Origin of the sequence: Streptomyces sp. NPDC050147 (genome assembly GCF_040660195.1) — a bacterium.
Taxonomy (GTDB): domain Bacteria; phylum Actinomycetota; class Actinomycetes; order Streptomycetales; family Streptomycetaceae; genus Streptomyces.
Map to the genome: position 1 here is coordinate 1 of NZ_JBFALJ010000004.1, position 23179 is coordinate 23179.

24 protein-coding genes are annotated in these 23179 nt (G+C 69.7%); 7 read left to right on the forward strand and 17 right to left on the reverse strand.

Features of this window, described 5'->3' with window-relative positions:
• Positions 1–134: 134 nt before the first annotated feature.
• Entirely contained in the window at positions 135–1226 is a 1092-nt protein-coding gene (locus AB0I94_RS08685) for a hypothetical protein (RefSeq protein WP_363308734.1), read from the reverse strand.
• An 81-nt stretch (positions 1227–1307) separates the two neighbouring features.
• Here AB0I94_RS08685 and AB0I94_RS08690 point away from each other — a divergent pair, with 81 nt between their 5' ends.
• The 7 genes from AB0I94_RS08690 to AB0I94_RS08720 all read left to right on the forward strand — a co-directional run bounded on the left by AB0I94_RS08690 (position 1308) and on the right by AB0I94_RS08720 (position 7901).
• Positions 1308–1754: a MarR family transcriptional regulator gene (locus tag AB0I94_RS08690; RefSeq protein WP_363308735.1), complete on the forward strand. Its 447-nt coding sequence runs from the start codon at positions 1308–1310 to the stop codon at positions 1752–1754.
• A 93-nt stretch (positions 1755–1847) separates the two neighbouring features.
• A complete protein-coding gene (mgt, locus tag AB0I94_RS08695) occupies positions 1848–3068 on the forward strand; it encodes a macrolide-inactivating glycosyltransferase (RefSeq protein WP_363308736.1) in 1221 nt (406 codons plus the stop codon).
• A 223-nt stretch (positions 3069–3291) separates the two neighbouring features.
• Positions 3292–4260: a CDP-alcohol phosphatidyltransferase family protein gene (locus tag AB0I94_RS08700; RefSeq protein WP_363308737.1), complete on the forward strand. Its 969-nt coding sequence runs from the start codon at positions 3292–3294 to the stop codon at positions 4258–4260.
• A 351-nt stretch (positions 4261–4611) separates the two neighbouring features.
• Positions 4612–5820: a S8 family peptidase gene (locus tag AB0I94_RS08705; protein ID WP_363308738.1), complete on the forward strand. Its 1209-nt coding sequence runs from the start codon at positions 4612–4614 to the stop codon at positions 5818–5820.
• Between the two features lie 65 nt (positions 5821–5885).
• Complete coding sequence (locus AB0I94_RS08710; RefSeq protein ID WP_363308739.1) at positions 5886–6449, forward strand: DUF1697 domain-containing protein; 564 nt, start codon at positions 5886–5888, stop codon at positions 6447–6449.
• On the forward strand, positions 6442–6825 hold the full coding sequence (locus tag AB0I94_RS08715) for a DUF4440 domain-containing protein (RefSeq protein ID WP_363308740.1): 384 nt from the start codon (positions 6442–6444) through the stop codon (positions 6823–6825). The genes AB0I94_RS08710 and AB0I94_RS08715 overlap by 8 nt, the downstream gene beginning before the upstream one ends.
• Before the next feature lie 32 nt (positions 6826–6857).
• Positions 6858–7901, forward strand: coding sequence for a 2-dehydropantoate 2-reductase N-terminal domain-containing protein (locus AB0I94_RS08720; protein ID WP_363308741.1), 1044 nt, complete (start codon positions 6858–6860; stop codon positions 7899–7901).
• Between the two features lie 28 nt (positions 7902–7929).
• Here AB0I94_RS08720 and AB0I94_RS08725 read toward each other — a convergent pair whose 3' ends face one another.
• The 16 genes from AB0I94_RS08725 to AB0I94_RS08800 form a co-directional block, all read right to left on the reverse strand.
• Positions 7930–8439 (reverse strand): GNAT family N-acetyltransferase, encoded by a 510-nt coding sequence (locus AB0I94_RS08725; protein WP_363308742.1) that lies wholly within the window; start codon positions 8437–8439, stop codon positions 7930–7932.
• A 46-nt stretch (positions 8440–8485) separates the two neighbouring features.
• Positions 8486–9343 carry a hypothetical protein gene (locus AB0I94_RS08730; protein ID WP_363308743.1) on the reverse strand — a complete coding sequence of 286 codons (858 nt, stop codon included), beginning with the start codon at positions 9341–9343 and terminating at the stop codon, positions 8486–8488.
• A gap of 11 nt (positions 9344–9354) precedes the next feature.
• Positions 9355–10116, reverse strand: coding sequence for a sirohydrochlorin chelatase (locus AB0I94_RS08735; protein WP_363308744.1), 762 nt, complete (start codon positions 10114–10116; stop codon positions 9355–9357).
• 9 nt (positions 10117–10125) lie between these two features.
• Positions 10126–11046 (reverse strand): ABC transporter permease, encoded by a 921-nt coding sequence (locus AB0I94_RS08740; protein ID WP_363308745.1) that lies wholly within the window; start codon positions 11044–11046, stop codon positions 10126–10128.
• Positions 11033–11827, reverse strand: coding sequence for an ABC transporter ATP-binding protein (locus AB0I94_RS08745; protein WP_363308746.1), 795 nt, complete (start codon positions 11825–11827; stop codon positions 11033–11035). Before AB0I94_RS08745 ends, AB0I94_RS08740 begins: the two co-directional genes overlap by 14 nt.
• Before the next feature lie 67 nt (positions 11828–11894).
• Positions 11895–13025 (reverse strand): aliphatic sulfonate ABC transporter substrate-binding protein, encoded by a 1131-nt coding sequence (locus AB0I94_RS08750; protein WP_363308747.1) that lies wholly within the window; start codon positions 13023–13025, stop codon positions 11895–11897.
• A gap of 230 nt (positions 13026–13255) precedes the next feature.
• Positions 13256–14629, reverse strand: a complete 1374-nt coding sequence (locus AB0I94_RS08755; RefSeq protein ID WP_363308748.1) for a GTP-binding protein — start codon at positions 14627–14629, stop codon at positions 13256–13258.
• Between the two features lie 2 nt (positions 14630–14631).
• Entirely contained in the window at positions 14632–15570 is a 939-nt protein-coding gene (cysD, locus tag AB0I94_RS08760) for a sulfate adenylyltransferase subunit CysD (RefSeq protein WP_363308749.1), read from the reverse strand.
• The gene (gene cysC / locus AB0I94_RS08765; protein ID WP_363308750.1) at positions 15567–16148 is read right to left on the reverse strand and encodes an adenylyl-sulfate kinase; all 582 of its coding nucleotides are present in this window, start codon (positions 16146–16148) and stop codon (positions 15567–15569) included. The genes cysD and cysC overlap by 4 nt, the downstream gene beginning before the upstream one ends.
• On the reverse strand, positions 16148–16861 hold the full coding sequence (locus tag AB0I94_RS08770) for a phosphoadenylyl-sulfate reductase (RefSeq protein WP_363308751.1): 714 nt from the start codon (positions 16859–16861) through the stop codon (positions 16148–16150). Before AB0I94_RS08770 ends, cysC begins: the two co-directional genes overlap by 1 nt.
• The gene (locus tag AB0I94_RS08775; protein ID WP_363308752.1) at positions 16858–17037 is read right to left on the reverse strand and encodes a hypothetical protein; all 180 of its coding nucleotides are present in this window, start codon (positions 17035–17037) and stop codon (positions 16858–16860) included. The genes AB0I94_RS08770 and AB0I94_RS08775 overlap by 4 nt, the downstream gene beginning before the upstream one ends.
• Positions 17038–17065: 28 nt before the next feature.
• Positions 17066–18763 carry a nitrite/sulfite reductase gene (locus AB0I94_RS08780; RefSeq protein ID WP_363308753.1) on the reverse strand — a complete coding sequence of 566 codons (1698 nt, stop codon included), beginning with the start codon at positions 18761–18763 and terminating at the stop codon, positions 17066–17068.
• 118 nt (positions 18764–18881) lie between these two features.
• The gene (locus tag AB0I94_RS08785; RefSeq protein WP_323178717.1) at positions 18882–18965 is read right to left on the reverse strand and encodes a putative leader peptide; all 84 of its coding nucleotides are present in this window, start codon (positions 18963–18965) and stop codon (positions 18882–18884) included.
• A gap of 216 nt (positions 18966–19181) precedes the next feature.
• Entirely contained in the window at positions 19182–19745 is a 564-nt protein-coding gene (locus tag AB0I94_RS08790; protein ID WP_363308754.1) for a GNAT family N-acetyltransferase, read from the reverse strand.
• Between the two features lie 225 nt (positions 19746–19970).
• Positions 19971–21263 carry a GAF domain-containing protein gene (locus tag AB0I94_RS08795; RefSeq protein ID WP_363308755.1) on the reverse strand — a complete coding sequence of 431 codons (1293 nt, stop codon included), beginning with the start codon at positions 21261–21263 and terminating at the stop codon, positions 19971–19973.
• A gap of 265 nt (positions 21264–21528) precedes the next feature.
• Positions 21529–23166 carry an acyl-CoA dehydrogenase family protein gene (locus tag AB0I94_RS08800; RefSeq protein WP_363308756.1) on the reverse strand — a complete coding sequence of 546 codons (1638 nt, stop codon included), beginning with the start codon at positions 23164–23166 and terminating at the stop codon, positions 21529–21531.
• Positions 23167–23179 lie beyond the last annotated feature (13 nt).

The following is a 23179-nucleotide window of genomic DNA, read 5'->3' on the forward strand; positions in this document are numbered from 1 at the left end:
TTTTGAGTGTTTTAATAAGTGTTCCTCCACCTAACCCCCCCGGGGGGGGGGGTCCCCGGGCGGGGGGGGCCCCCGGGGCCGAGGGTGGTCCGTACGCGGGGGCCACAGCCGTCAGGCAGGCGTGGCCGCCGCCGTCACACCGCCACCGACTCCTCCATCTCCTCCTCCTGCTCCCGCTCCTGCCCGGCCTGGTGGCCGGGCTCGGGCGTGACCACGGGTGTCCGCTCACGCCGCTCCCAGAGCGCCGCGACGCCCGTGACGACCAGGCCGACGAGGAGCCACGCCGCCAACGTCCACACGTGCCCGCCGAGTTCATGGCCGCCGAAGTAGAGGTGGCTGCGGATGCCCTCGACGAATCCGGCGCCGTTCCAGAAGGCGTGCAGTGAGCCGAAGAAGCCGTTCTGGAGTTCCGGCCGGAAAAGACCGCCGGAGGACGTGAAGTTGAGCATCACGAAGAGGACCATCATCGTCAGCGTCGTCCAGCGCTTGAGGAACGTGTGCAGTCCGACGCCGATGAAGAGGATGCCGGCGGAGTACAGCCACGCCATGGCCCACACGCCCCACAGCCCCTGGTGCGCCAGGTGGAAGACGGGCCCGGCGAGCGCCGCGCCGATCAGGCTCACGGCGAACGAGACGCCGACGACGAGCCCGGCCCGGACCCGCATCCGCATCCCGGCCCCCGCGGCGCCCAGCGCCGCCACCGACGCGTACGAGCCGATGCTCACCGCGACGAGGAGGAAGAACAGGCCCTGTCCCGTGGGGTCGTCGTCCACCGTCGGCGCCACATCGGAGACCTTCAGCGGTACGCCCCGCTCCGCCGCGAGGGGCGTGAAGATCTTCTCGACCGCCATCGCGCTCATGTCGGAGCCCGCGGTGGCCACGATGACCTCCGGCGTCTTGGCGTCGGGGACGTAGACCCCGGAGACGTCCAGGGACTTGAGCTCGTCGACCGCCTGCGCGCGGGAGGCCACCGTCCGTACGTCGAGAGCGTCGCCGGCCTTGTCCTTGACGGTCTGCGCGAGGGCCCGCGTCTGCTCGCCCGATCCGACGACGGCGATCGGCAGGTCGTGCGGCTCCGGGGTGACGAACGCGCCCATGTAGGCGAGCCCCATGCCGAGGCACATCAGCAGGGGTGTCACGAGGTGGAGCAGGACGTGGCGCAGCGGTCCGGAGGCGGTTGCCGGGCCCGCTGATGCCTTGTGGGCGGGCGCCGAGGTGGCGGTCATCGAGAGGCCTCTCGCGATAGTTGGCTTATGCACTCAATTTCAGTGTTGTACTGTACAACCATTCGTGGAGAGGGAGAAATCGTGTCCGACAGGGACGGGTCCATCGAAATCATTCAGCGGGAGATGACGGCGTTCGCGCGGCGGGCCCGTGCCACCGCCGCGCGGATGCACCCCGAGCTGTCGCTCGTGTCGTACACGCTCCTGAGTCACCTGGAGTACGAGGGCGGATGCCGGGCCACGGACCTCGCGGCGCACTACACGCTGGACAAGTCGACGATCAGCAGGCAGGTGGGCGCGCTGGAGAAGGCCGGTCTCGTGGAGCGGCGTCTCGACCCGGCCGATCACCGGGTCCACGTGCTGCATCTCACCGGCCGGGGCATCGAGGTGCTCGCGCAGGTCACCGACGCGCGTCGGGTCGCGTTCCGGGAGCGGCTCGCGGAGTGGAACGAACCGGACCTGGAGAAGTTCGCCGAGTGCCTGCTGCGCTACAACGACGCGGCGTCGCGCGGTGGCCCGGACGTCGGGTAGGGCGCAGTGCGCGAGGGCCGGAGCGTGCGGCGGACACGGCGAACGCGGCGCATGAGGTTGCACGAGACGTCTCGTCTCGTTTAGAGTCCGCGTATGACCACACGCCAGCGTGCCCACATCGCCATGTTCTCGATCGCCGCGCACGGACACGTCAACCCGAGCCTCGAAGTCATCCGCGAGCTGGTCGCCCGCGGTCACCGCGTCACGTACGCGATCCCGCCCCTCTTCGCCGAGAAGGTCGCCGAGACCGGCGCCGAGCCCGTCCTCTTCGAGACGACGCTGCCGGGCCCCGACGACGATCCCGAGGCGTGGGGGACCGAACTGATCGACAACATCGAGCCGTTCCTCACCGAGGCGATCGAGACGCTGCCGCGGCTGGCGTCGGCGTACGAGGGTGACGAACCGGACCTCGTCCTGTACGACATCACCTCCTTTCCCGCCCGCGTGCTCGCCCGCCGTTGGGGTGTGCCCGAGATCTCGCTCTCACCGAACCTGGTGGCCTGGGAGGGGTACGAGGAAGAGGTCGCCGAGCCGATGTACGCGGAGCTGAAGGAGACGGAGCGCGGGCAGGCCTACTACGCGCGCTTCCATGCCTGGCTGGAGGAGAACGGGATCACCCAGCACCCCGACCCCTTCGTCGGGCACCCGCCGCGCTCGCTCGTCCTGATCCCCAAGGCGCTCCAGCCGAACGCCGACCGGGTCGACGAGACGGTGCACACGTTCGTCGGTGCCTGCCAGGGCGACCGCGCGGCACAGGGTGAATGGCGGCGTCCCGCCGGTGCGCAAAAGGTGCTGCTCGTCTCACTGGGCTCGTCCTTCACCAAGCAGCCCGGCTTCTACCGCGCCTGCATCGAGGCGTTCGGGGATCTGCCCGGCTGGCATGTGGTGCTTCAGGTCGGCAAGCACGTCGAGGCGAGTGACCTGGGGGAGGTTCCCGGGAACGTGGAGGTCCGTCAGTGGGTGCCGCAGCTCTCGGTCCTCAAGCAGGCCGACGCCTTCATCACGCACGCCGGTGCGGGCGGCAGCCAGGAGGGTCTGGCCACCGGGACGCCGATGGTGGCGGTGCCGCAGGCCGTCGACCAGTTCGGTAACGCGGACATGCTCCAGGGGTTGGGGGTGGCCCGGCATGTACCGATGGAGGAGGCCACCGCGCAGACGTTGCGGGAGGCCGTGCTCGGCCTGGTCGGTGATCCGGAGGTGGCGCGCCGGCTGGCCGAGGTGCGGGCCTCGATGGCGGGGGAGGGCGGCACGAAGAGGGCGGCGGACCTGATCGAGGAGGAGCTCGCGAAGGCGGCCGGGCGGGCCGGGGCGTGATGCTCCGTAGGGCGATTCGGTTACGCCCAGGCCATTTCTGTTACAGCCCTGTCATTCGATAACGCTCAGGTAACGCAGGGTGGTTCTGGCATGGGTATTGACTCGTCCTGAAAGGTTGACCGTTACCCCCGGCCAAAGGTTGCACGCTCAGGTTCTTGTTCCTTGAACCAATGTCTTCTTAGCGTGGGGTGAACGTTCCGCGAACGCCAGGAAGTTGACCCCCATGCGACGAGACATACCGCCCCTCGACGAGGTGCGCCGCATCACCCAGAAGAAACGCGACGCGTGGTGGACCGTGATCCTGGTCGATCCGGTCGCCACGCCGCTCGTGCGGTGGACGGCGATGCGGACCCGGATCACGCCCAACCAGATCACCTGGGGCGCCTTCCTGCTTGGCCTTGTCTCGGCCGCGTTCTTCGCGCTGGGGGACTGGCAGTGGCTGGTCGTCGGAGCGGTTGTCTATCACTTCAGCTTCATCCTCGACTGCATGGACGGGAAGGTCGCCCGCCTCACCGGCACCGGCTCGGTGTTCGGCGCGTGGCTCGACTTCGTCTTCGACCGCATCCGCGTGATGGCGTGTGCGGTGGCCCTGATGGGCGGCCAGTTCCACCGCACCGGGGATGCCTTCTACATCTGGGCCGCGGTCGCCGTGGTCGCCCTCGACACGCTGCGCTACATCAACGGCCTTGAGATCTTCAAGATCAGGCACACGATGCGCAAGCAGATCAAGGTCCGCATGAGGGCGGCCCGCAGGGCCGAGAACGAGGCCGAGCTGGCCTTCATGGAGGACCTGCTCCGGGACAACCCCGAGGCCGACATCGAGCAGGACCTGCAGAAGACGCAGTCGGAGCAGGGCGTTCCGCAGACCCCGGAGGCACCGGAGGCCGCTCCCAAGCGGCAGGTCATCGACCTGCACCAGGAGTTCAGGCACAAGTTCCCCGCGTACCTGCGGGCGCGTTCCTTCCTGCTGCGGCACCGGATCCGTACGCACCTGGTGAGCGGGATCGAGTTCCAGATGGGCGTCTTCATGATCGGCCCGCTGTTCGACGTGGTGCTGCCGGCGACAATCGTCTCCGGCGCGCTGCTGCTCGTCTTCGAGCTGGCGATCATCTACAAGCTGCTCCTTTCGACGCGGGACTTCACGCGGACGATCGATTCCTTCGAGGAGCGCAAAGTGCTGACCGCGGCGTAGGCATCACCCGCTGCGCCGATCTCGTCCTCAGACGCCGGACGGGCTGGAACCTCCAGCCCGTCCGGCGTCTGTCGTTCTGTCCGACGTCGGTCCGGCCCGGACAAGCCCCTTACATCTGTGATCACTTGAGGGATCCGGCCATACGGTGTCCGATCTGCCGACGGGGGCCCGTTTTGTTATTACAGAACCTTGTTGAACAAGTCACAGGTGTATGTAGGTATTGATCTGCGCGCGTCAATCAGACATGGTTTCGTCCCAACGCCCGGAGATCTTCCGGATCTCAGGGGGCGTCGCAGTGAAGTTTTGAAACCCCCCACATCCCCCCACATCACCACGAGGAGACCCCTCTTCATGGCAACACACAAGCGTGCACGCTCGGTGAAGCTCGTCTCGGCGATAGCCGCGACCGCCACCGCCGTCGGCGTCACCGTCTTCGCCACCTCGTTCGCCGGCGCGGCGACCCCCGCCGAGGGCAAGGTCTACGGAGCGGACGCCAAGGGCGCCGTCTCCGGCAGCTACATCGTCATGCTCGACGAGAAGGCCGACAAGGGCGCCAAGTCCGACCTCGCCGAGGAGTACGGCGGCGAGCTGAAGCGGAACTACTCGTCCGCGATCAACGGCTTCTCGGCCAAGAGCCTCACCGAGACCGAGGCCAAGCGTCTTGCCGCCGACCCGGCCGTCGGCAAGGTCGTCCAGTCCAAGAAGTTCACCATCGACGCCACCCAGGACAACCCGCCGTCGTGGGGCCTGGACCGCGTCGACCAGGCGGACACCGCGGGCGACAAGAAGTTCACGTACCCGGACGCGGCCGGTGAGGGCGCCACGGCGTACGTCATCGACACCGGCGTCCGCGTCAGCCACAAGGACTTCGGCGGGCGCGCCACGTCCGGCTTCGACGCCATCGACAACGACGACAACGCGGACGACGGCAACGGCCACGGCACGCACGTCGCCGGAACCATCGCCGGTGAGGCGCACGGCGTCGCCAAGAAGGCGAAGATCGTCGCGGTCCGTGTCCTGGACGACCAGGGCTCCGGCACCACCGAGCAGGTCGTCGCGGGCATCGACTGGGTCACCAAGAACCACCAGGGCCCGTCGGTCGCCAACATGAGCCTGGGCGGCGGCGCCGACGAGGCGCTCGACGCGGCGGTCCAGAAGGCCATCGCCTCCGGTGTCACCTTCGCGGTCGCGGCCGGCAACGAGTCCTCGGACGCCGGTCAGGGCTCCCCGTCGCGCGTGAAGGAGGCCATCACGGTCGCCTCCTCCACCAAGGACGACGAGCAGTCGGACTTCTCCAACTTCGGCTCGGTCGTGGACATCTACGCCCCGGGCTCGGACATCACGTCCGCCTGGAACACCGGCGACGACGCCACCAACACCATCTCCGGTACGTCGATGGCCACCCCGCACGTCGTGGGCGCCGCCGCCGTCTACGTCGCCGCCCACCCGGACGCCAAGCCGGACGCCGTCGCCAAGGCGCTGACCGACGGCGCCACCCCGGACAAGATCTCGAACCCGAGCGAGGGCACGCCCAACAAGCTGCTCAAGGTCGTCGAGTAACCCACAGGACCGGCGGCCGCCGCGCCCACCCCCACGGGGCGCGGCGGCCGTCTTATGGTGTGCGGATGACGGTCAAGGCATACGCGGCGCTCCTGCGCGGCATCAACGTGGGCGGCAGCAAGAAGGTGCCGATGGCGGAACTGCGCACGCTGCTCGACGGGCTCGGGTTCGGCGACGTACGCACCCATCTGCAGAGCGGCAACGCGGTGTTCACGTACGCGGCCACCGACGAGAACGCGCTGGCCGCGCGGGTGAGCGAGGCCATCGGGAAGCACTTCGGCTTCGCCGTGGACGTCCTGGTGCGCGATGGCGCCTACCTGAAGGCGGTCGCCGACGCGTGTCCCTTCCCCGCGGCCTCGCTCGAAGGCAGACAACTGCACGTCACGTACTTCTCCGAACCGGTCGACGCGACCCGGCTCGACACGATCGACCAAGCGGCCTTTCTGCCCGAGGAGTTCCGGCTCGGCGACCGCGCGCTCTACCTCTACGCACCGGACGGCCTCGGCCGCTCCAAGCTCGGTGAGGTCCTGTCACGGCCCGCCCTGTTCAAGGGAGTCGTCGCCACGTCCCGCAACTGGAACACCGTCGCCAAACTGGTGCAGCTGACCCAGGAGCCGGCCCGTGGTTGACCGCGCGTCCGCCGTCGAGGCGGCCATCGAGGCCGAACTGCGCCTGCTCGCACCAGAGGTGCGCGCCTCGCCCGAGCTGCTCGGCCGGCTGCTGCACCCGGAATTCACCGAGTTCGGCGTCTCCGGCACCCGCTGGGACCGCGCCTCGATCATCACGGCCCTGGCCCGGAGCGCGAACAGGACCGGCCGTCCGATCATGACCTCCGGGATGCGGGGCGTCCAGCTCGCCGACGACCTCGTGCACCTCACCTTCGACACCGACATCAACGGACGCCTGGCGCACAGGAGTTCACTGTGGCGGCGGCACGAGGGCGAGTGGCTGCTCTGGTTCCACCAAGGAACGCCGTTCAGCGAGGACGGCCCGCCGAGGGACTGATCTGCCCGGCAGGATGTGCGAGGCTCGGCTCCATGCGCTACATCATCATCGGAGCAGGGGCGATCGGCGGCACCGTGGGCGGGCGGCTCGCCGAGAGCGGACATGACGTGGTCCTCGTCGCGCGAGGTGCGCACTATGAGGCCGTACGGGAGGGCGGACTGCGGGTCGAGACGCCCGAAGGGGCGCTGACGCACCGGCTCCGCGTCATCCAAGAGCCCGCCGAGCTGGGCGAGTTGAGGGCGGACGACGTGCTGTTCCTCGCCGTGAAGACGCAGGACTGCGAGGCCGCGCTCGACACCTGGAGCGGACGTCCGGTGGCGGGTGCCGGGACGGCGGGCGAGGTCCTTCCCCTGGTCTGCGCGCAGAACGGCGTGGAGAGCGAGCGCATCGCGCTGCGCCGCTTCCGGCGGGTGTACGGAATGTGCGTCTGGCTGCCCGCGAGCCATGTCGAGCCGGGCTCGGTCTCCGCGGCAGGTGCCCCATACACGGGCATCCTGCACATCGGCCGCTTCCCGAAGGGCACCGACGACACCGCCCGGCTCATCTCCGCCGACCTTGAGAAGTCGAGGCTGCTCGCGCCCGTCGTGGCGGACGTGATGCGCTGGAAGTACGGGAAGCTGCTCGCCAACCTGGCCAACGCCATCGAGGCGGTCACGGGCGTGCTCTCCGACGACGAGGCGATCGCGCTCTACCGCAAGGCCCGCGCGGAGGGTGAGGCGGTGCTCGCCGCCGCCGGCATCGAGGCGGTGAGTGAGCAGGAGCAGAAGGAGGCCCGCGGCGACCGCATCCGCTTCGAGCCCTTCGGCGGCTCGGAACGCGGCGGCGGCTCGTCCTGGCAGAGCCTGAGCCGGGGCACGGGCACCATCGAGGCGGACTACCTCAACGGCGAGATCGCGCTGCTCGGCCGGCTGCACGCAGTGGCGACGCCGGTGAACGACGCCTTGCAGCGGGTGGCGAACACGTTCGCGCGGGAGAGGCGCGAGGCGGGGTCGATGCCGGTGACCGAACTGCTGGCGATCGTGGCGCAGGCAGCGGAAATCGCCCGCCCACGGGGAGAAGCCGCCCGCCCGCAGTGAGAGGCGGCCCGCCCGGTGACCGATGAGTTCAGCTGACCGACGACGTCATCAGGATCGTGGTGCGGCCGTTGTCCTCCGCCACCGAGCGGCCCTGGGTGAAGCCGAGGCGCTTGAGGACGGTGAGGGAGGCTACGTTCTCCGCGTCCACCGTCGCGTGCACCTCGGTCAGGCCCAGCGTCTGATGGCCGTACGCGGTGAGCAGGCGGGCGAGCTCCGTGCCGAGGCCCATGCCCCAGCTGCCCCGGAAGAGCCCGTAGACGATCTCGTGGCCGTCGAGCCAGCTCTCGGGCGACGGTTTGATCTCCGCGTGGCCGATGTAGCGCCCCTCGTGCCGTACCGCCCACACCGGGAAGTGGTTCTCGGCGTATATGAGGCCGAAGATCCGGCGGAACAGCGCGTGTGTCTGCTCCACGCTCTGCATCCCGTCCCCGAACCAGCGGCCCACGGCCTCGTCCTGGAGGAGCGCGACGAACTGTGTCTCGTCGGCGGCTGCATAGGGGGACAGACTCAGACGCTCGGAACGGAGTACGGGGGTCATCGGCGTGACGGTAGGCGCACGGGCCGTACTTCGGCAACCCGATTGACTAACGCGCGGGCCGCGGCAGTCCGATCGGATTGGGGAACGGAATGACGTCCGCCGCCAGTACCTGCCGCACCGGGTGCTCCAGTGCTGCCAGGAGTGTGTCCGCGTCGCGTGCCGCCAGTGGCCGCAGCAGGCGCGCCGACAGGCGGTCCGTGGCGTCCTCGATCAACTCGCGCTCGGTGCGGCCGTGTTCGGTGATGTGCCCGTCCCTGTCCACCAGGTCGCGCCCGCGCAACCGGTCCACCGCGTGCTCCCACTCCTGTTCGTCCCACCCTCTGTCGTGCCGGATGGTGTCCTGGTCCACGCGGCCCGTGGCGGCGGCGAGCACCAGCGCCTCGCAGGCGTCGAGGCCGTGGTCGGCGAGTGCGGCGACATGCGCGTCGCCCCTGAACTCGCGTACGCACGTGACCAGTTGCCACAGCCGCTGCACCGGGTCGGTCCGCTCGCTCACGTCACGGTTGGCCGCGAACAGCGGGCGGGCCAGCGACGGGGCGTCCTCGACCATCGCGGCGAGCGGCGGACAGAGCGCGGCGGCCTGGTCGTCGATGCCCGGGATCAGCGCCCGCAGCGCCCGCGCCGTGTAGGCCGCCCGCTCCTCCACGATCCGCCCCGGCGAGACGTACTGCCAGGCGGACGGAAGGGCTCGCTCCACCATGCCGGGGGCGAAGACGCCGAGCGCGGCCGTCGCCGGGCCCGACTCGACCGGCCCCATGGGAGCCGTGCGGGCCGCGAAATAGCCCATCCAGAAGCCTTTGAGGCCCAGAGCCCTGCCCAGATCTCGGCAGCGCTCCTCGAAGTAGATCACGGCGTGCAGGGGCTCGGTCCGCAGCCAGAGCGTGCGGGATCTGGAGAGCGTCATGAACCCACAAGCTAGGCCAGCACGGGAACCCGCGCCACCCGCCCGACCACACCGTTCTCGCCACACGCCTCGTCGTAACGCCTCACGAGCAGCCGCGCCAACCCCGCGGAAGGGCCGAGAACTTGGGCCGTGACGTCCGCTTCGGCGGCGCCGCGCTCGATGCGGTCCGGGAGGAAACCCGGCGCGATGACGTAGGGCGCCACCGCCACCCGGCGCACCCCGAGCGCGCGCAGCTCCCGCACGGCGTCCTCCGTGCGGGGCAGAGATGCGGAGGCGAACGCAGGCCGCACGGCGCACCAACCGGTGTGCCGCCACTCCCGCGCGATTTCAGCGATCACTGCGATCGCCTCCGGGTCCGAGGACCCCGCCGAGGCAAGCACGACCCCGGTCGAGGGCTTGTCGGCGGGGGTGAGACCCGCCTCGTACAACCGCTGGTCCAGAGCGGTCAGGAGCAGGGGGGACGGGCCGAGAACCGCCGCCTGCCGGATACGGAGCCGGGGCGGTGCCTGGCTCAGGACCGCCGGGATGTCCGACTTGGCGTGGAACGCCCGTGTCAGGAGCAGGGGGAGTGCGATCACGTCGCGTACTCCCTCGGCGTCCAGGGACGCGAGCACCTCGGGGACCGAGGGCGAGTTGAAGTCCAGGAAGCCCGTCTCGACCCGCAGCCCCGGCCGCTGTTCCCGCACCCGGCGCACCAGGGCGCGCACCGTCGCGGCATGCCGCGGATCGCGGCTGCCGTGGGCGACGACGAACAGGACGGGACGGGGGTACATGGTGTGGCCTCAGCTCTTCACGAGGAGTCCGCGGCTGCGCAGCACGCGCCGCTCAAGCGGGCTGAAGATCAGCAGGTCGATGGCGATGCCGACGATCAGGATGAGGAGGATCGCGAAGAACACCTGCGACATGCTGCTGTTCGTGCGGCCGGCCTCCAGGAGCTGGCCGAGGCCCATGCCCAGGTCGGGGGATTGCGCGATGATCTCCGCGGCCATCAGTGACCGCCAGGAGAACGCCCAGCCCTGCTTCAGACCGGCCAGATAGCCGGGCAGCGCCGCGGGCATGACGATGTGCCAGGTGTGCCGCAGGCCGGTCGCGCCCAGCGTGCGGCCCGCCCGCAGGAACAGCGGCGGCACCTGGTCGACGCCCGCGACCAGGCCGTTGGCGATCGAGGGAACCGCGCCGAGCAGGATCACCGCGAACATCATCTGGTCGTTGAGCCCCAGCCAGATCACGGCAGGCGGCACCCACGCCACCGACGGCAGCGACTGCAGACCCGAGAGGATGGGGCCGATCGCCGCCCTGATGAACCGCACCCGGGCCACGATCAGACCGAGCGGCGTACCGATCGCGAGCGCCATCAGGAAGCCGAGCAGACCGCGCGAGACGGACGTCCAGATGTACTCCAGGAGCGTGCCCTGGAGCCAGGCGTCCTCGACCTCGTTCCATACGACGGAGGGCGCGGGCAGCTTGTAGGAGTCGGTGACCTTCGCCCACACCAGGACCTGCCACACCACCAGGACGAGCAGGACGGCGGTAACCGGCGGCAGGATCTTCTGCACGAAAGTCTGACGGAAGGGAACGCGCCGGGTCTGGACCGCGTCCAGTGCGTCGAGGCCCGCCTCCAGACCGGCCAGGTCCTGGCTGCTGTCCCTCTCGGCGCCGCTGTCCCTCTCGGCCTTGCCGACCGGAGTGTCAGTGCTGGCCATGTCGGCGGATCTCCCCACGCAGTTGTTCGGTGATCTCGACGGACAGTTCCGCCACGGCGGAGTCCTCGATGCGGCGCGGGTGAGGGATGTCGACCCGCCACTCGTGCGCCACCCGGCCCGGACGCGACGAGAGGAGCACGACGCGCTCGGCGAGGCGCACGGCCTCGCGCACGTTGTGCGTGACGAAGAGGACGGAGACGTTCGTCTCGCGCCAGATGCGGGTCAGCTCGTCGTGCAGGACGTCACGCGTGATCGCGTCGAGCGCCGCGAACGGCTCGTCCATCAGCAGGATCTTGGCGTCCTGCGCGAGCGCGCGGGCAAGCGCGACGCGCTGGCGCATGCCGCCGGACAGCTCGTGCACCCGCTTGCCGTACGCCCCTTGGAGCCGTACGAGGCCGAGGAGCTCCTCGGCCCGCTCGCGCCGCTCGGTCTTCGCGACACCGCGCAGCTTCAGGGCGAGCTCGATGTTCTTGCCCGCGGTCAGCCACGGGAACAGCGCGTGCTCCTGGAACATCAGGGCGGGGCGGCCGTCGGTGGCGATGTCGCCCGCCGACGGCTTGTCGAGCCCGGCCACCAGATTGAGCAGCGTCGACTTGCCGCAGCCCGAGGCTCCCAGGAGGGTGACGAACTCGCCGGGAGCGACATCGAGCGTGATGTCGTCCAGGACGAGCTGCCGACCGGCGGGTGTGGCGAAGGACTTCGAGACATGCTCGATCCGGGCTGCGTGCGGGGCGGCCGTGATGTCTTCCGCCGCCTTGGCGAGGGTCGTGGTCGTCGCCATGGTCGTCACCTCCTGGGAACTATGGGGGTCCCCCCACGCGCTTGGCTGTGGGGGACGGTTTCCGGGGTTATTTGACGCCGAGACCGGCGTCGTCGACAGCGGACTTGCCCTCGGCCTTGAGGACCTTGTTCAGCGGCTTGAGGTCGTAGATGCCCTTGAGGTCCGGCTTCTCCAGGAGGCCCGCCTTGACCGCGTGCTCGGCCTCGGAGTCGAGCGTGGCGGCCAGCGGGTCATCGGTGGTCTGGATGGACTTCCACGCCGGGTCGATGACCTCGGCGGGCAGCTCCTTGCCGGACGCCTCCTTGAGGGCGGCGTTGGCGGAGGCCTTGGCCTTCTCCGGGTTGTCCTTGATCCACTGGTTGGTCTTCACCGAACCGCGCAGGACGGCTTCGACGACCTTCGGGTGCTCCTTGAGGAACTCCTGCGACACGATGATGTTCGTGATCACGAACTTCTTGTCCGGCCACAGGTCGGCCTCGTCCAGGATCGCCTTGCCGCCCTCGGCGACCAGCTTCGACGCGGTCGGCTCGGGCACCCAGGCTCCGTCGATCGAGCCCGACTTGTAGGCGTCCGGGGTGATCTTGTTGTCGGTGCGCACCACCGAGACGTCGCCCTTGCCGCTCTCGGCGTCGACCTTCCAGCCCTTTTCCTTGATCCAGTTGAGGAAGGCCACGTCCTGCGTGTTGCCGAGCTGAGGCGTCGCGATCTTCTTGCCCTTGACGTCGTCCAGGGACTTGATCTTGTCCGGGTTCACCACCAGCTTCACGCCACCGGACGCCGAGCCGCCGATGATGCGCAGGTTCTCGCCCTGGGCCCTGGTGTAGCCGTTGATCGCGGGCGACGGGCCGATCCAGCCGATGTCGATCGACTTCGAGTTCAGCGCCTCGATCTCCGAAGGACCCGCGTTGAACTGCGTGTACTTCGCCTTCGTCGCGCCCAGTTCCTTCTGGAACAGGCCCTCCTGGTCGCCCACGAGGGCGGTGGCGTGCGTGAGGTTCGGGAAGTACCCGATCTTCACCTCGTCGAGGCCCTCGATCTTCTTCGCACCCGCGGCCACCTCGGCCTTGTCGTCCTTGGCGTCCGCGGCGGATCCGTAGCCGCAGGAGGTGAGCACCACCGCGAGCAGCGGCAGGGCGGCGACGGCGGCCAGGGCACGGCGGCCGCCGGTGGTGCGTGGGGTGCGGAAGCTGGCAGGCACGGGAGGTGGTCCTCTCGTTGGCCCGGCGGTCACACCGTCAGGGCGTGGCCGGGAGATCGGCAGGTTTTCGTCTTCGCGGGTGGGGCTCGCGGGGGGTGTGGGCGCGCAAGCGGTGCGCGTACGTCACTGCGCACATCGCCCGACTCCGCCCTGCCCCGCGCCGAGGGCGCCGCTGCCGACGCGGCCGCCCTCCTTCGCGAAGGTCGAGAAATAGTCGATCGTGGCCATGGTCAGAAGTCCCAGCCCTCGTCGTCCGCGACGGCCTCGGCCTCGTCGGCCGGCTCGGTGTGGCTCGCGAACGCGTCGCCCGCCATGCCCGCCGCGAGCGTCGTGCCGTCGGCCGGGTCGATCAGGAGGAACGAACCGGTGCGGCGCGACGCGGCGTACGAGTCGACCGCGATCGGCTCGGCGGTGCGGACCACGACACGGCCGATGTCGTTGGCGACCAACTGCCCCGGGTCCGGGTGCTGGGAGAGGTCGTCCAGGGTGAGCCGCGAGGGGATCTCCTTGACGATCGCCTTGACCGTGCGGGTGGTGTGCTTGAGCAGCACCCGTTGACCGACGGCCAGAGGGGTGTCCGCGACGTGGCAGACCGTCGCCGAGAGGTCCTGCGAGGTCTGCGGCTGGTCGCCGCTCGGCACGATCAGGTCACCGCGCGAGATGTCGATGTCGCTCTCCAGGAGCAGCGTCACGGACTGCGGCGTCCAGGCGACGTCCACGGACTTGCCGAGGAGGTCGATGCCCGCGATCTTCGACGTACGCCCCGAGGGCAGCACGGTCACGGACTCGCCGACCCGGAAGGTGCCCGCCGCGATCTGGCCCGCGTAGCCCCGGTAGTCGGGGTGCTCGGTGGTCTGCGGGCGGATCACGTACTGGACGGGCAGGCGCGCGTGGCAGGAGGTCAGGTCGTGGCTGACCGGGACCGTCTCCAGGTGTTCGAGGACGGTGGGGCCGCCGTACCAGTCCATGTTGGAGGACGGCTCCACGACGTTGTCACCGGCGAGCGCGGAGATGGGGATCGCGGTGATCTCCGGGACGCCCAACTCGCTGGCGTACGCGGTGAACTCCTCGGCGATCTTCGCGAAGACGGTCTCCTCGTAGTCGACGAGGTCCATCTTGTTCACGGCGAGCACCACGTGCGGGACGCGAAGGAGCGCGGCGACGGCGGCGTGCCTGCGGGTCTGCTCGATGACGCCGTTGCGGGCGTCCACGAGGACCACCGCGAGGTCGGCCGTCGAGGCGCCGGTGACCATGTTGCGGGTGTACTGCACGTGCCCCGGGGTGTCGGCGAGGATGAACCGGCGCTGCGGGGTGGCGAAGTAGCGGTAGGCGACGTCGATCGTGATGCCCTGCTCGCGCTCGGCCCGCAGGCCGTCGGTGAGCAGCGCCAGGTCGGGCGCCTCCTGGCCGCGGCCGAGCGAGACGCGCTCCACGGCCTCCAGCTGGTCGGTGAGGACCGACTTGGAGTCGTGCAGGAGGCGTCCCACGAGGGTGGACTTGCCGTCGTCGACGGACCCGGCGGTGGCGAACCGCAGCAGGGTGGTGGCCGAGAGCTGCTCGGTGGAGAGCGGCTGTGCCTTGTCGGGTTCGGTGGTGCTGGTCATGTTTAGAAGTACCCCTCGCGCTTGCGGTCTTCCATGGCGGCCTCGGACATCTTGTCGTCGGCGCGAGTGGCACCGCGCTCGGTCAGTCGCGACGCGGCGATCTCGGCGATGACGGCGTCCAGCGTGGTGGCGTCGGAGTCGACGGCACCCGTGCAGGACATGTCGCCGACGGTGCGGTAGCGCACAAGGCGCTTCTCCACCGTCTCGCCGTCCTTGGGGCCGCCCCACTCACCGGCGGTCAGCCACATGCCCGAGCGCGAGAACACGTCCCGCTCGTGCGCGAAGTAGATCTGGGGGAGGTCGATGCCCTCGCGGGCGATGTACTGCCACACGTCCAGTTCGGTCCAGTTGGACAGCGGGAACACGCGGACGTGCTCACCCGGGGCATGGCGGCCGTTGTAGAGCTGCCACAGCTCGGGGCGCTGACGGCGCGGGTCCCACTGCGAGAACTCGTCCCGCAGCGAGAACACCCGCTCCTTGGCGCGCGCCTTCTCCTCGTCACGGCGTCCGCCGCCGAAGACCGCGTCGAACTTCTCGTTCTGGATCTTCTCGGTGAGCGGCACGGTCTGGAGCGGGTTGCGGGTGCCGTCGGGGCGCTCGCGGAGCTTGCCCGCGTCGATGTACTCCTGCACGGAGGCGACGTGCAGCCGCAGCCCGTGCTCGGCGACCACACGGTCGCGGTACTCGATGACCTCGGGGAAGTTGTGCCCGGTGTCGACGTGCAGCAGCGAGAAGGGGATCGCCGCGGGCGCGAACGCCTTCAGCGCCAGGTGGAGCATGAGGATCGAGTCCTTGCCGCCGGAGAACAGGATCACCGGCCGCTCGAACTCCCCCGCCACCTCGCGGAAGATGTGCACCGCCTCGGACTCCAGGGCGTCCAGGTGCGACAGCGCGTACGGGCTGTCCGTCCCCTCGGTAACAGTGGCCACGGTGGTGGTCATGCCAGACCCCTTTCGATGAGCAGCGCGCGCAACGCCGCCGCGGACTCCTGCACGGTCTGGTCCTGGGACTCGATACGCAGATCGGGTGACTCGGGCGCCTCGTAAGGGTCGTCGACACCGGTGAGCCCGGAGATCTCGCCGGCCGCCTGCTTGGCGTACAGACCCTTCACGTCGCGTACGGAGCAGACCTCCACCGGAGTGGCCACATGGACCTCCAGGTAGGGCGTGCCGCCCGTCTGGTGGCGCTTGCGCACCGCCTCACGGCTGTCGGCGAAGGGTGCGATCACCGGCACCAGGACCTTCACTCCGTTGCGTGCGAGCAGTTCGGCGACGAAGCCGATGCGCTGCACGTTCGTGTGCCGGTCCTCGCGGCTGAAGCCGAGACCCGCCGAGAGGAACTCGCGGATCTCGTCGCCGTCGAGCACCTCGACCCGGTGGCCGTCCTCGCCCAGCTTGCCCGCGAGTTCGTAGGCGATGGTGGTCTTGCCCGCGCTGGGCAGGCCGGTGAGCCAGATGGTGGCTCCGGTGCTCACGTGCGTCTCCGATTCGTTCCGAAAATCTGTCAGGGGATCTGTCATCAGTGGATCCCGCACTCGGTCTTGGCGTTGCCCGACCAGCGTCCGGCGCGGGCATCCTCGCCCTCCAGGAGGCGGCGGGTGCAGGGCGCGCAGCCCACGGAGCCGTAGCCGTCCATGAGGAGGGGGTTGGTGAGGACGCCGTGCTCGGTGACGTAGGCGTCCACGTCGTCCTGCGTCCAGCGGGCGATCGGCGAGATCTTGACCTTGCGGCGCTTCTCGTCCCAGCCGACGACCGGGGTGTTCGCCCGGGTGGGGGACTCGTCGCGGCGCAGCCCCGTCGCCCACGCGGTGTACGAAGACAGGCCCTCCTCGAGGGGCTTGACCTTCCGCATGGCGCAGCACAGGTCGGGGTTGCGGTCGTGCAGCTTCGCGCCGAACTCGGCGTCCTGCTCGGCGACGCTCTGCCGCGGCGTCAGCGTGATGACGTTGACGTCCATCACCGCGGCGACGGCGTCACGGGTGCCGATGGTCTCCGGGAAGTGGTAGCCGGTGTCGAGGAACACGACGTCGACGCCGGGGCGGGCGCGCGAGGCGAGGTGGGCGACGACGGCGTCCTCCATGGAGGAGGTCACGCAGAACCGCTCGCCGAAGGTGCGAGAAGCCCACTGGAGGATCTCCAGGGCGGACGCGTTCTCGAGGTCACGCCCCGCCTGCTCGGCAAGAGCCCTCAACTCGTCGTCCGTACGCTGCTCTTGCTCCTGAACGGTCGTCATATCTTTTCCCCTCCACCGTTGTTGCGCTGAACTCCCTGGGCCAGCAGGCCGAGGAACTTCAACTGGAAGGCGCGATTGCACGCGGCGCATTCCCATGCGCCGTGACCGGTCTCGTTGGGGCGCAGGTCCTCGTCGCCGCAGTAGGGGCAGTGGAACGGGGCGGCTCGCTCGCTCATCCTGTGCCTTTCGTTTCGCTCGCTGCGCTCACGAAAGTGCCTCCTCGCTGGCACGGCCCACCCAGGTGGCGAAGCGCTCGTCGTCCGCGCGCTCCTCCTCGAAGCGCTTGAGGACCCGCTCGACGTAGTCGGGCAGCTCGGCCGAAGTGACCTTCAGACCACGGACCTTGCGGCCGAACCCGGCCTCGAGGCCGAGCGCGCCGCCCAGGTGCACCTGGAATCCCTCGACCTGATTGCCGTCGCCGTCGAGGACCAACTGCCCTTTCAGGCCGATGTCGGCGACCTGGATACGGGCGCAGGCGTTCGGGCAGCCGTTGATGTTGATGGTGATCGGCTGGTCGAACTGCGGGATGCGGCGCTCCAGTTCATCGATGAGCGCGGCGCCGCGCGCCTTGGTCTCGACGATCGCCAGCTTGCAGAACTCGATGCCGGTGCAGGCCATGGTGCCGCGCCGGAAGGGGGAGGGATTGACCCGCAGATCAAGGGCTTCGAGCCCGGCGACGAGGGACTCGACCTGAGCCTCCTCCACATCGAGCACGATCATCTTCTGCTCGGCGGTGGTGCGCAGACGGCCCGAGCCGTGGGCCGCGGCGACGTCGGCGATCTTGGTGAGGGTCGCGCCGTCCACGCGGCCGACACGAGGGGCGAAGCCGACGTAGAAGCGCCCGTCCTTCTGCTTGTGCACGCCGAGGTGGTCGCGCCAGGTGTCGGCGGGCTGCTCCGGCGCGGGCCCGTCGACGAGCCCCCGCTTCAGATACTCGTCCTCAAGAACCTGCCGGAACTTCTCCGGCCCCCAGTCGGCGACGAGGAACTTCAACCGGGCGCGGTTGCGCAGCCGCCGGTAGCCGTAGTCACGGAAGATGCCGATGACACCGGTCCACACCTCCGGCACCTCGTCCAGCGGCACCCAGGCACCGAGGCGTACGCCCAGCTTCGGGTTGGTGGAGAGCCCGCCGCCGACCCAGAGGTCGAAGCCGGGCCCGTGCTCGGGGTGGTTCACGCCGACGAAGGCGACGTCGTTGATCTCATGCGCGACATCGAGCTGAGGAGAGCCCGAGATGGCCGTCTTGAACTTACGGGGCAGGTTCGAGAACTCGGGGCTGCCGATGAAGCGGCGCTGGATCTCGTCGATCGCGGGCGAGCCGTCGATGATCTCGTTCTCGGCGACACCGGCGACGGGCGAGCCGAGGATGACGCGGGGTGTGTCACCGCAGGCCTCGGTCGTCGAGAGCCCCACGGCCTCCAGGCGCTCCCAGATCGCCGGAACGTCCTCGATGCGGATCCAGTGGTACTGCACGTTCTGCCGGTCGGTGAGGTCGGCGGTGCCGCGCGCGAACTCCTGCGAGATCTCGCCGATGACGCGCAGCTGCTCGGTGGTCAGCCGCCCGCCGTCGATCCGGACCCGCAGCATGAAGTACTCGTCGTCCAGCTCCTCCGGCTCAAGGATCGCGGTCTTGCCGCCGTCGATGCCCTGCCGACGCTGGGTGTACAGCCCCCACCAGCGCATACGTCCACGGAGATCGTTGGGGTCGATCGAATCGAAGCCGCGCTTCGAGTAGATCGTCTCAATGCGTGTCCGCACATTGAGACCGTCGTCGTCCTTCTTGAACTGTTCGTTCCCGTTGAGCGGCGTGAAGTGGCCTACGGCCCACTGGCCCTCACCACGGTGACGGCTCACCTTGCGCTTGGGCGCGGCAGTCGTGGGCTTTTCGGGGGTGGCAGCCATGGCGAATACGTCCTTCAAGGCGGGCTGAGGTCGGCACTGACCTGCACACTTCGCGCAGGAGGCGCGGCGGTGCGCAATAGGGTGGTCAGGGAGAGAGGGGTCGTCGGCGCTGGTGCTGTCAGCTCGCCGGACACATGGCGCTGGACATGCGGCAGAGATCGACGTGACGCCGACTCACCAAGGCAATTCCAGTGCGATCCATGACGGAAGCGTGTCACGGGACTTTCGACCCAGTCCACCACTATCCGCAATGTGGACGTAGTTGTCCCACTCAATGAGACACAGTGACGTGGGTCACTCCACCCGCCCCGGGCGGGAGGCGGGGAGCATGGGGAGGCGGACCGCAAGAAAGTCCCGGCCGGCCCCGTCGTCCACGGGGACTGACCGGGACTTTCTCGCAACCCGGTTCCCTACTGCCTCAGGCCCCCGGCCAAGGCCCAGGCGCGGCCACGTCCGGCTCCTGCTCGACCTTCGTGTCGAAGAGCTTGAAGCCGCGCCGGAGGTAGTTGTCCATCGCGTGTTCGCCGTCCTTGGAGCACGTGTGCAGCCATACCCGCTTGGTCGGGGTGAGGTCCGGCCAGCGTTCGGCCAGGTCCCAGGCGCGGCGGACGCCCTGCGAGAGCAGGTGGCCGCCGATGCGGCGCCCCCGGAAGGCGGGGATGAGCCCGAAGTGCACGATCTCCACGACACCGCCCTCCTGCGCCTCCAGTTCCACGTACCCGGCGGGCGTCCCCTTCTCGTACGCCACCCACGTCTCGACGCCCGGTTTCCCGAGTGCCTCCTGCCACTGGGCGTAGGAGTGGGAGAGCAGGTCCGTCCAGCGGATGTCGCCGCCGACGGAGGTGTAGAGGAAGCGACTGAACTCGGGGGAGGGGATCTCGGCCCGGACGATCCGTACGTCGTCGCCCTCGGGTGCGGAGGCGGGCAGCAGATCGGTGGGAGCGGTCTGCTCCAGCGACCAGGTGGTGACAGTGAGGCTCATGCCGGCCAGCGAATCACGGGGCGGGGGCGGCGGCCAAGGCGGGCCCGCGCCGGCGTGAAAGGGCGACGCGGCCGGCCGCTGCGGCTGACCGGTGTCGACGGGCTGTTCGTGGGGCGGGCGGCCCGGGACGCGGAGGTGTACGTAAGGCTGCTCGCGACCGTGGCGCACCGCCCGACGGCGGTGAGGCGGCGGCACGCGTCATGGGTGGGCGCAGGGCAGCGGCACTCAAGGTTCCGGAACCCTCCGCGCCGCGCGCACCGCCGGCGCCGTCGAATGCGGCAGCAGGTTGGCCGGGTGCTCGGGCAGGATCACCTCCACGTCCACGTCCTCGGGGAAGCGGTAAGGGCGGTGGGCCAGGAGGCCGCCCAAGTACCGCCGGACCCGGGAGATCTCGGCGCGGACCGTGACCGTGCGGGCAGGGTCGCCGAACATGTCCTCGGCCAGCCCCGCAGCGCTGCGGCCCTTGCGGTGACTGGTCAGGAGGAAGAGCAACTCGGCGTGCCGCGGGGTCAGCTCACGCGTCCAGCCGCCGGCTCCGCCGCCCTCGACGGTGACCGACCAGCGGCGCGCCGCGCTCACGTCCAGGATGACGCGGGCCGCGCCGAGCGGCTGGGGGTCCTCCTCGACGCGCAGCAGCCAGCCGCCGGGCAGCGGCTCCACCGCGCAGGCGCCGAGCGAGGGCAGCCACATATGGCCCGCGGCCATGGCCTTGGGCAGGGAGAGCCGATCCGTGGGCGGCATTCCCGTGACCGCCGCCGTCCACCCGTGGAAGTCCACCGCGACGGCGCGCCCCGCGAGGCGGGCGAGGATCGGCGCCGCCACCGAGCGCAGCCGGTCGAGCGCCGCCCCATGGGTCTCCCGGAGCCGCGCCTCGGCGAGTTTCGCCACCGAGTCGACCAGGACGAGCGTCGCCGGATGCATCGTGTTCAGGGGCCCGCTGATGTCGACCACGCCGAGGAGGCGGCCGTCACGGGGGTCGGTGATGGGCGCGCCCGTACACGTCCACGCGTGATGCGTCTCCACGAAGTGCTCGGCGGAGAACACCTGCACGGGACGGCGGACGACGAGCGGTGTCCCTATGCCGTTCGTGCCGACGACGCTCTCGTTCCAGTCCGCCCCCGGTTCAAAGCCGAGCGAGTCCGCCTTGCGCAGCACCGGGGCGTTGCCCTCGCGCCACAGCACCCGGCCCTCCGCGTCACAGACGACCATGATGTGGTGCGCCGCGTCCGCCACCGTGACCAGCGCGTCCCGCAGTACCGGCATGATCTCCGCCAGCGGCGACGCGCGCCTGCGCTCCTCGAGCTCCTCGACGCTGAGCAGCCGGGAGCGGACATCGCGGTCGGGATCGACCCCGCTGAGCTTCATGCGCTCCCAGGACTCCTCGATCACCGGACGCGGCAGCACACGCGGCCGCTGTCCGGCGAGCGCCGCTTGGCGGACACCGGCGAGCACACGTGCGGCCTGAGCACAGTCCATGGCGGAGATCCCCGCGAGATTGATCGTCGAAGTCGCGTTCATGACCGGTCCTTCCCGAGCAGAGCCAGTGCGTCGGGGGCACCCACCCATCGTGCTCCTTCGGCGTCCGCAAGGGTATTGGTTCAGTAATGAACTGTCGGCTTGCAACCGTCTGCAACTCTCGCGAACGGCCGTGCGGAGATCGAAGCTGATGTCCAACGCCGTTCACGCGGCGTTGAGGCTCCTGAACGGGGCTCGGGAGCGGGGGTGGTGCCGTGTCGGCGCAGCACCACCCCCGCAACTCCCTCCGGTCGCCTCGCCCAGGGCCCTAGTTGTCGCGGGGAGCCGCCCGCTCCACCACGGCGGCCAGATCGAGACTGTGCGGCAGCGTCCCGAACGCCGAGCCCCAGTCCCCGCCGAGCCGTGAGGCACAGAACGCGTCGGCCACCTCCGGCGGCGCGTACCGCACGAGCAGCGAACCCTGGAGCACCAGAGCCATCCGCTCCACGAGCCGTCGCGCCCGCGCCTCGGCGCCCTCCAGGTCGGCCAGTTCGGTGAGCAGCCCCTTGATCGCGCCGTCCAGGCGGTGATCGGCGCCGCGCGCGAGGCCGACCTCCTGGAGGAAGGCGTTCAGGGCCAGCGGCTCCCGCTGCAACGCACGCAGCACATCAAGCGCCTGTACGTTCCCCGAGCCCTCCCAGATGGAGTTGAGCGGCGACTCGCGGAGCAGCCGCGGCATCCCCGACTCCTCGACGTAGCCGTTGCCGCCGAGCACCTCGAGGGCCTCCACCACGAGCGGCGTGCAGCGCTTGGTCACCCAGTACTTCGCGGCCGGCACCGCGATGCGCAGGAACGCCCGCTCCTGCTCGCTCCCGTCGTCGTACGCCGCCGCGAGGCGCAGCGCGAGCGTCGTGGCGGCCTCCGACTCCAGGGCGAGGTCCGCAAGGACGTTGCGCATGAGTGGCTTGTCGATGAGCTTGCCGCCGAACGCCTCGCGGTACGTCGCGTGGTGCACGGCCTGCGCGACGGCCTGCCGCATGAGCGCCGCCGAGCCCACGACGCAGTCGAGCCGCGTGGCCGCCACCATCTCGATGATGGTGCGCACCCCGCGCCCCTCTTCCCCGACCCGGCGCCCCCACGTCCCGTCGAACTCCACCTCGCTGGAGGCATTCGACTTGTTGCCCAGTTTGTCCTTCAGGCGCTGAATGGCGAAGGCGTTCCTCGTGCCGTCTTCGAGGACCCGCGGCACGAGGAAACACGTGAGTCCCGCGTCGGTCTGCCCGAGTACGAGAAAGGCATCGGACATGGGTGCGGAACAGAACCACTTGTGCCCCGTGAGTTCATAGGCGCCCTCTTCCGCGAGGGCACGCGCCCGCGTCGTGTTCGCGCGCACGTCACTGCCGCCCTGTTTCTCCGTCATGCCCATCCCGAAGAGGGCTCCGGCCTTCTGGGAGGCGGGCCGCAGACCTTCGTCGTAGACGAGAGAGGTGAGCCGGGGTTCCCACACGGCGGCGAGCGCGGGATCGGCCCGCAGCGCCGGTACGGCCGCGTGCGTCATCGAGACCGGGCAGCCGTGCCCCGCCTCGACCTGCGACCACACCAGGAACCCGGCCGCGCGCCGCAGATGGCCGCCCGGCCGCGACCAGGCGGTGGTCAGACCCGACGAGACCGCCTTGCCGAGCAGCCGGTGCCACGAGGGATGGAAGGCGACTTCGTCGATGCGGTTTCCATAGCGGTCATGGGTGTGCAGAACGGGTGGATTCTCATTGGCCAAAAACCCCCAATCGCGCGCCTGCGCCGAGCCCGCGGTGCGCCCCAGTTCGGAGAGTTGCTCGCGTGCCGTGGCGAGAAGGGCGGGGTCGAGATGCCGTTCGACTCCTTCTGCGAGCGCGCGGTCGGACGTAAAAACGTCATATCCCACCAGGGGCGGAGCCTGGTTGGTCACTGTGTGGGTGGTGGCTGCCATGCCGCTACGGTAA

What these genes read in the sequence shown, in the direction of transcription:
- AB0I94_RS08685 (WP_363308734.1), bottom strand. Translation starts at nt 1,226, where the DNA reads ATGACCGCCACCTCGGCGCCCGCCCACAAGGCATCAGCGGGCCCGGCA.
- mgt (WP_363308736.1), top strand. Translation starts at nt 1,848, where the DNA reads ATGACCACACGCCAGCGTGCCCACATCGCCATGTTCTCGATCGCCGCG.
- AB0I94_RS08700 (WP_363308737.1), top strand. Translation starts at nt 3,292, where the DNA reads ATGCGACGAGACATACCGCCCCTCGACGAGGTGCGCCGCATCACCCAG.
- AB0I94_RS08705 (WP_363308738.1), top strand. Translation starts at nt 4,612, where the DNA reads ATGGCAACACACAAGCGTGCACGCTCGGTGAAGCTCGTCTCGGCGATA.
- AB0I94_RS08710 (WP_363308739.1), top strand. Translation starts at nt 5,886, where the DNA reads ATGACGGTCAAGGCATACGCGGCGCTCCTGCGCGGCATCAACGTGGGC.
- AB0I94_RS08720 (WP_363308741.1), top strand. Translation starts at nt 6,858, where the DNA reads ATGCGCTACATCATCATCGGAGCAGGGGCGATCGGCGGCACCGTGGGC.
- AB0I94_RS08725 (WP_363308742.1), bottom strand. Translation starts at nt 8,439, where the DNA reads ATGACCCCCGTACTCCGTTCCGAGCGTCTGAGTCTGTCCCCCTATGCA.
- AB0I94_RS08730 (WP_363308743.1), bottom strand. Translation starts at nt 9,343, where the DNA reads ATGACGCTCTCCAGATCCCGCACGCTCTGGCTGCGGACCGAGCCCCTG.
- AB0I94_RS08735 (WP_363308744.1), bottom strand. Translation starts at nt 10,116, where the DNA reads ATGTACCCCCGTCCCGTCCTGTTCGTCGTCGCCCACGGCAGCCGCGAT.
- AB0I94_RS08740 (WP_363308745.1), bottom strand. Translation starts at nt 11,046, where the DNA reads ATGGCCAGCACTGACACTCCGGTCGGCAAGGCCGAGAGGGACAGCGGC.
- AB0I94_RS08745 (WP_363308746.1), bottom strand. Translation starts at nt 11,827, where the DNA reads ATGGCGACGACCACGACCCTCGCCAAGGCGGCGGAAGACATCACGGCC.
- AB0I94_RS08755 (WP_363308748.1), bottom strand. Translation starts at nt 14,629, where the DNA reads ATGACCAGCACCACCGAACCCGACAAGGCACAGCCGCTCTCCACCGAG.
- cysD (WP_363308749.1), bottom strand. Translation starts at nt 15,570, where the DNA reads ATGACCACCACCGTGGCCACTGTTACCGAGGGGACGGACAGCCCGTAC.
- cysC (WP_363308750.1), bottom strand. Translation starts at nt 16,148, where the DNA reads ATGACAGATCCCCTGACAGATTTTCGGAACGAATCGGAGACGCACGTG.
- AB0I94_RS08770 (WP_363308751.1), bottom strand. Translation starts at nt 16,861, where the DNA reads ATGACGACCGTTCAGGAGCAAGAGCAGCGTACGGACGACGAGTTGAGG.
- AB0I94_RS08775 (WP_363308752.1), bottom strand. Translation starts at nt 17,037, where the DNA reads ATGAGCGAGCGAGCCGCCCCGTTCCACTGCCCCTACTGCGGCGACGAG.
- AB0I94_RS08780 (WP_363308753.1), bottom strand. Translation starts at nt 18,763, where the DNA reads ATGGCTGCCACCCCCGAAAAGCCCACGACTGCCGCGCCCAAGCGCAAG.
- AB0I94_RS08785 (WP_323178717.1), bottom strand. Translation starts at nt 18,965, where the DNA reads ATGGATCGCACTGGAATTGCCTTGGTGAGTCGGCGTCACGTCGATCTC.
- AB0I94_RS08790 (WP_363308754.1), bottom strand. Translation starts at nt 19,745, where the DNA reads ATGAGCCTCACTGTCACCACCTGGTCGCTGGAGCAGACCGCTCCCACC.
- AB0I94_RS08795 (WP_363308755.1), bottom strand. Translation starts at nt 21,263, where the DNA reads ATGAACGCGACTTCGACGATCAATCTCGCGGGGATCTCCGCCATGGAC.
- AB0I94_RS08800 (WP_363308756.1), bottom strand. Translation starts at nt 23,166, where the DNA reads ATGGCAGCCACCACCCACACAGTGACCAACCAGGCTCCGCCCCTGGTG.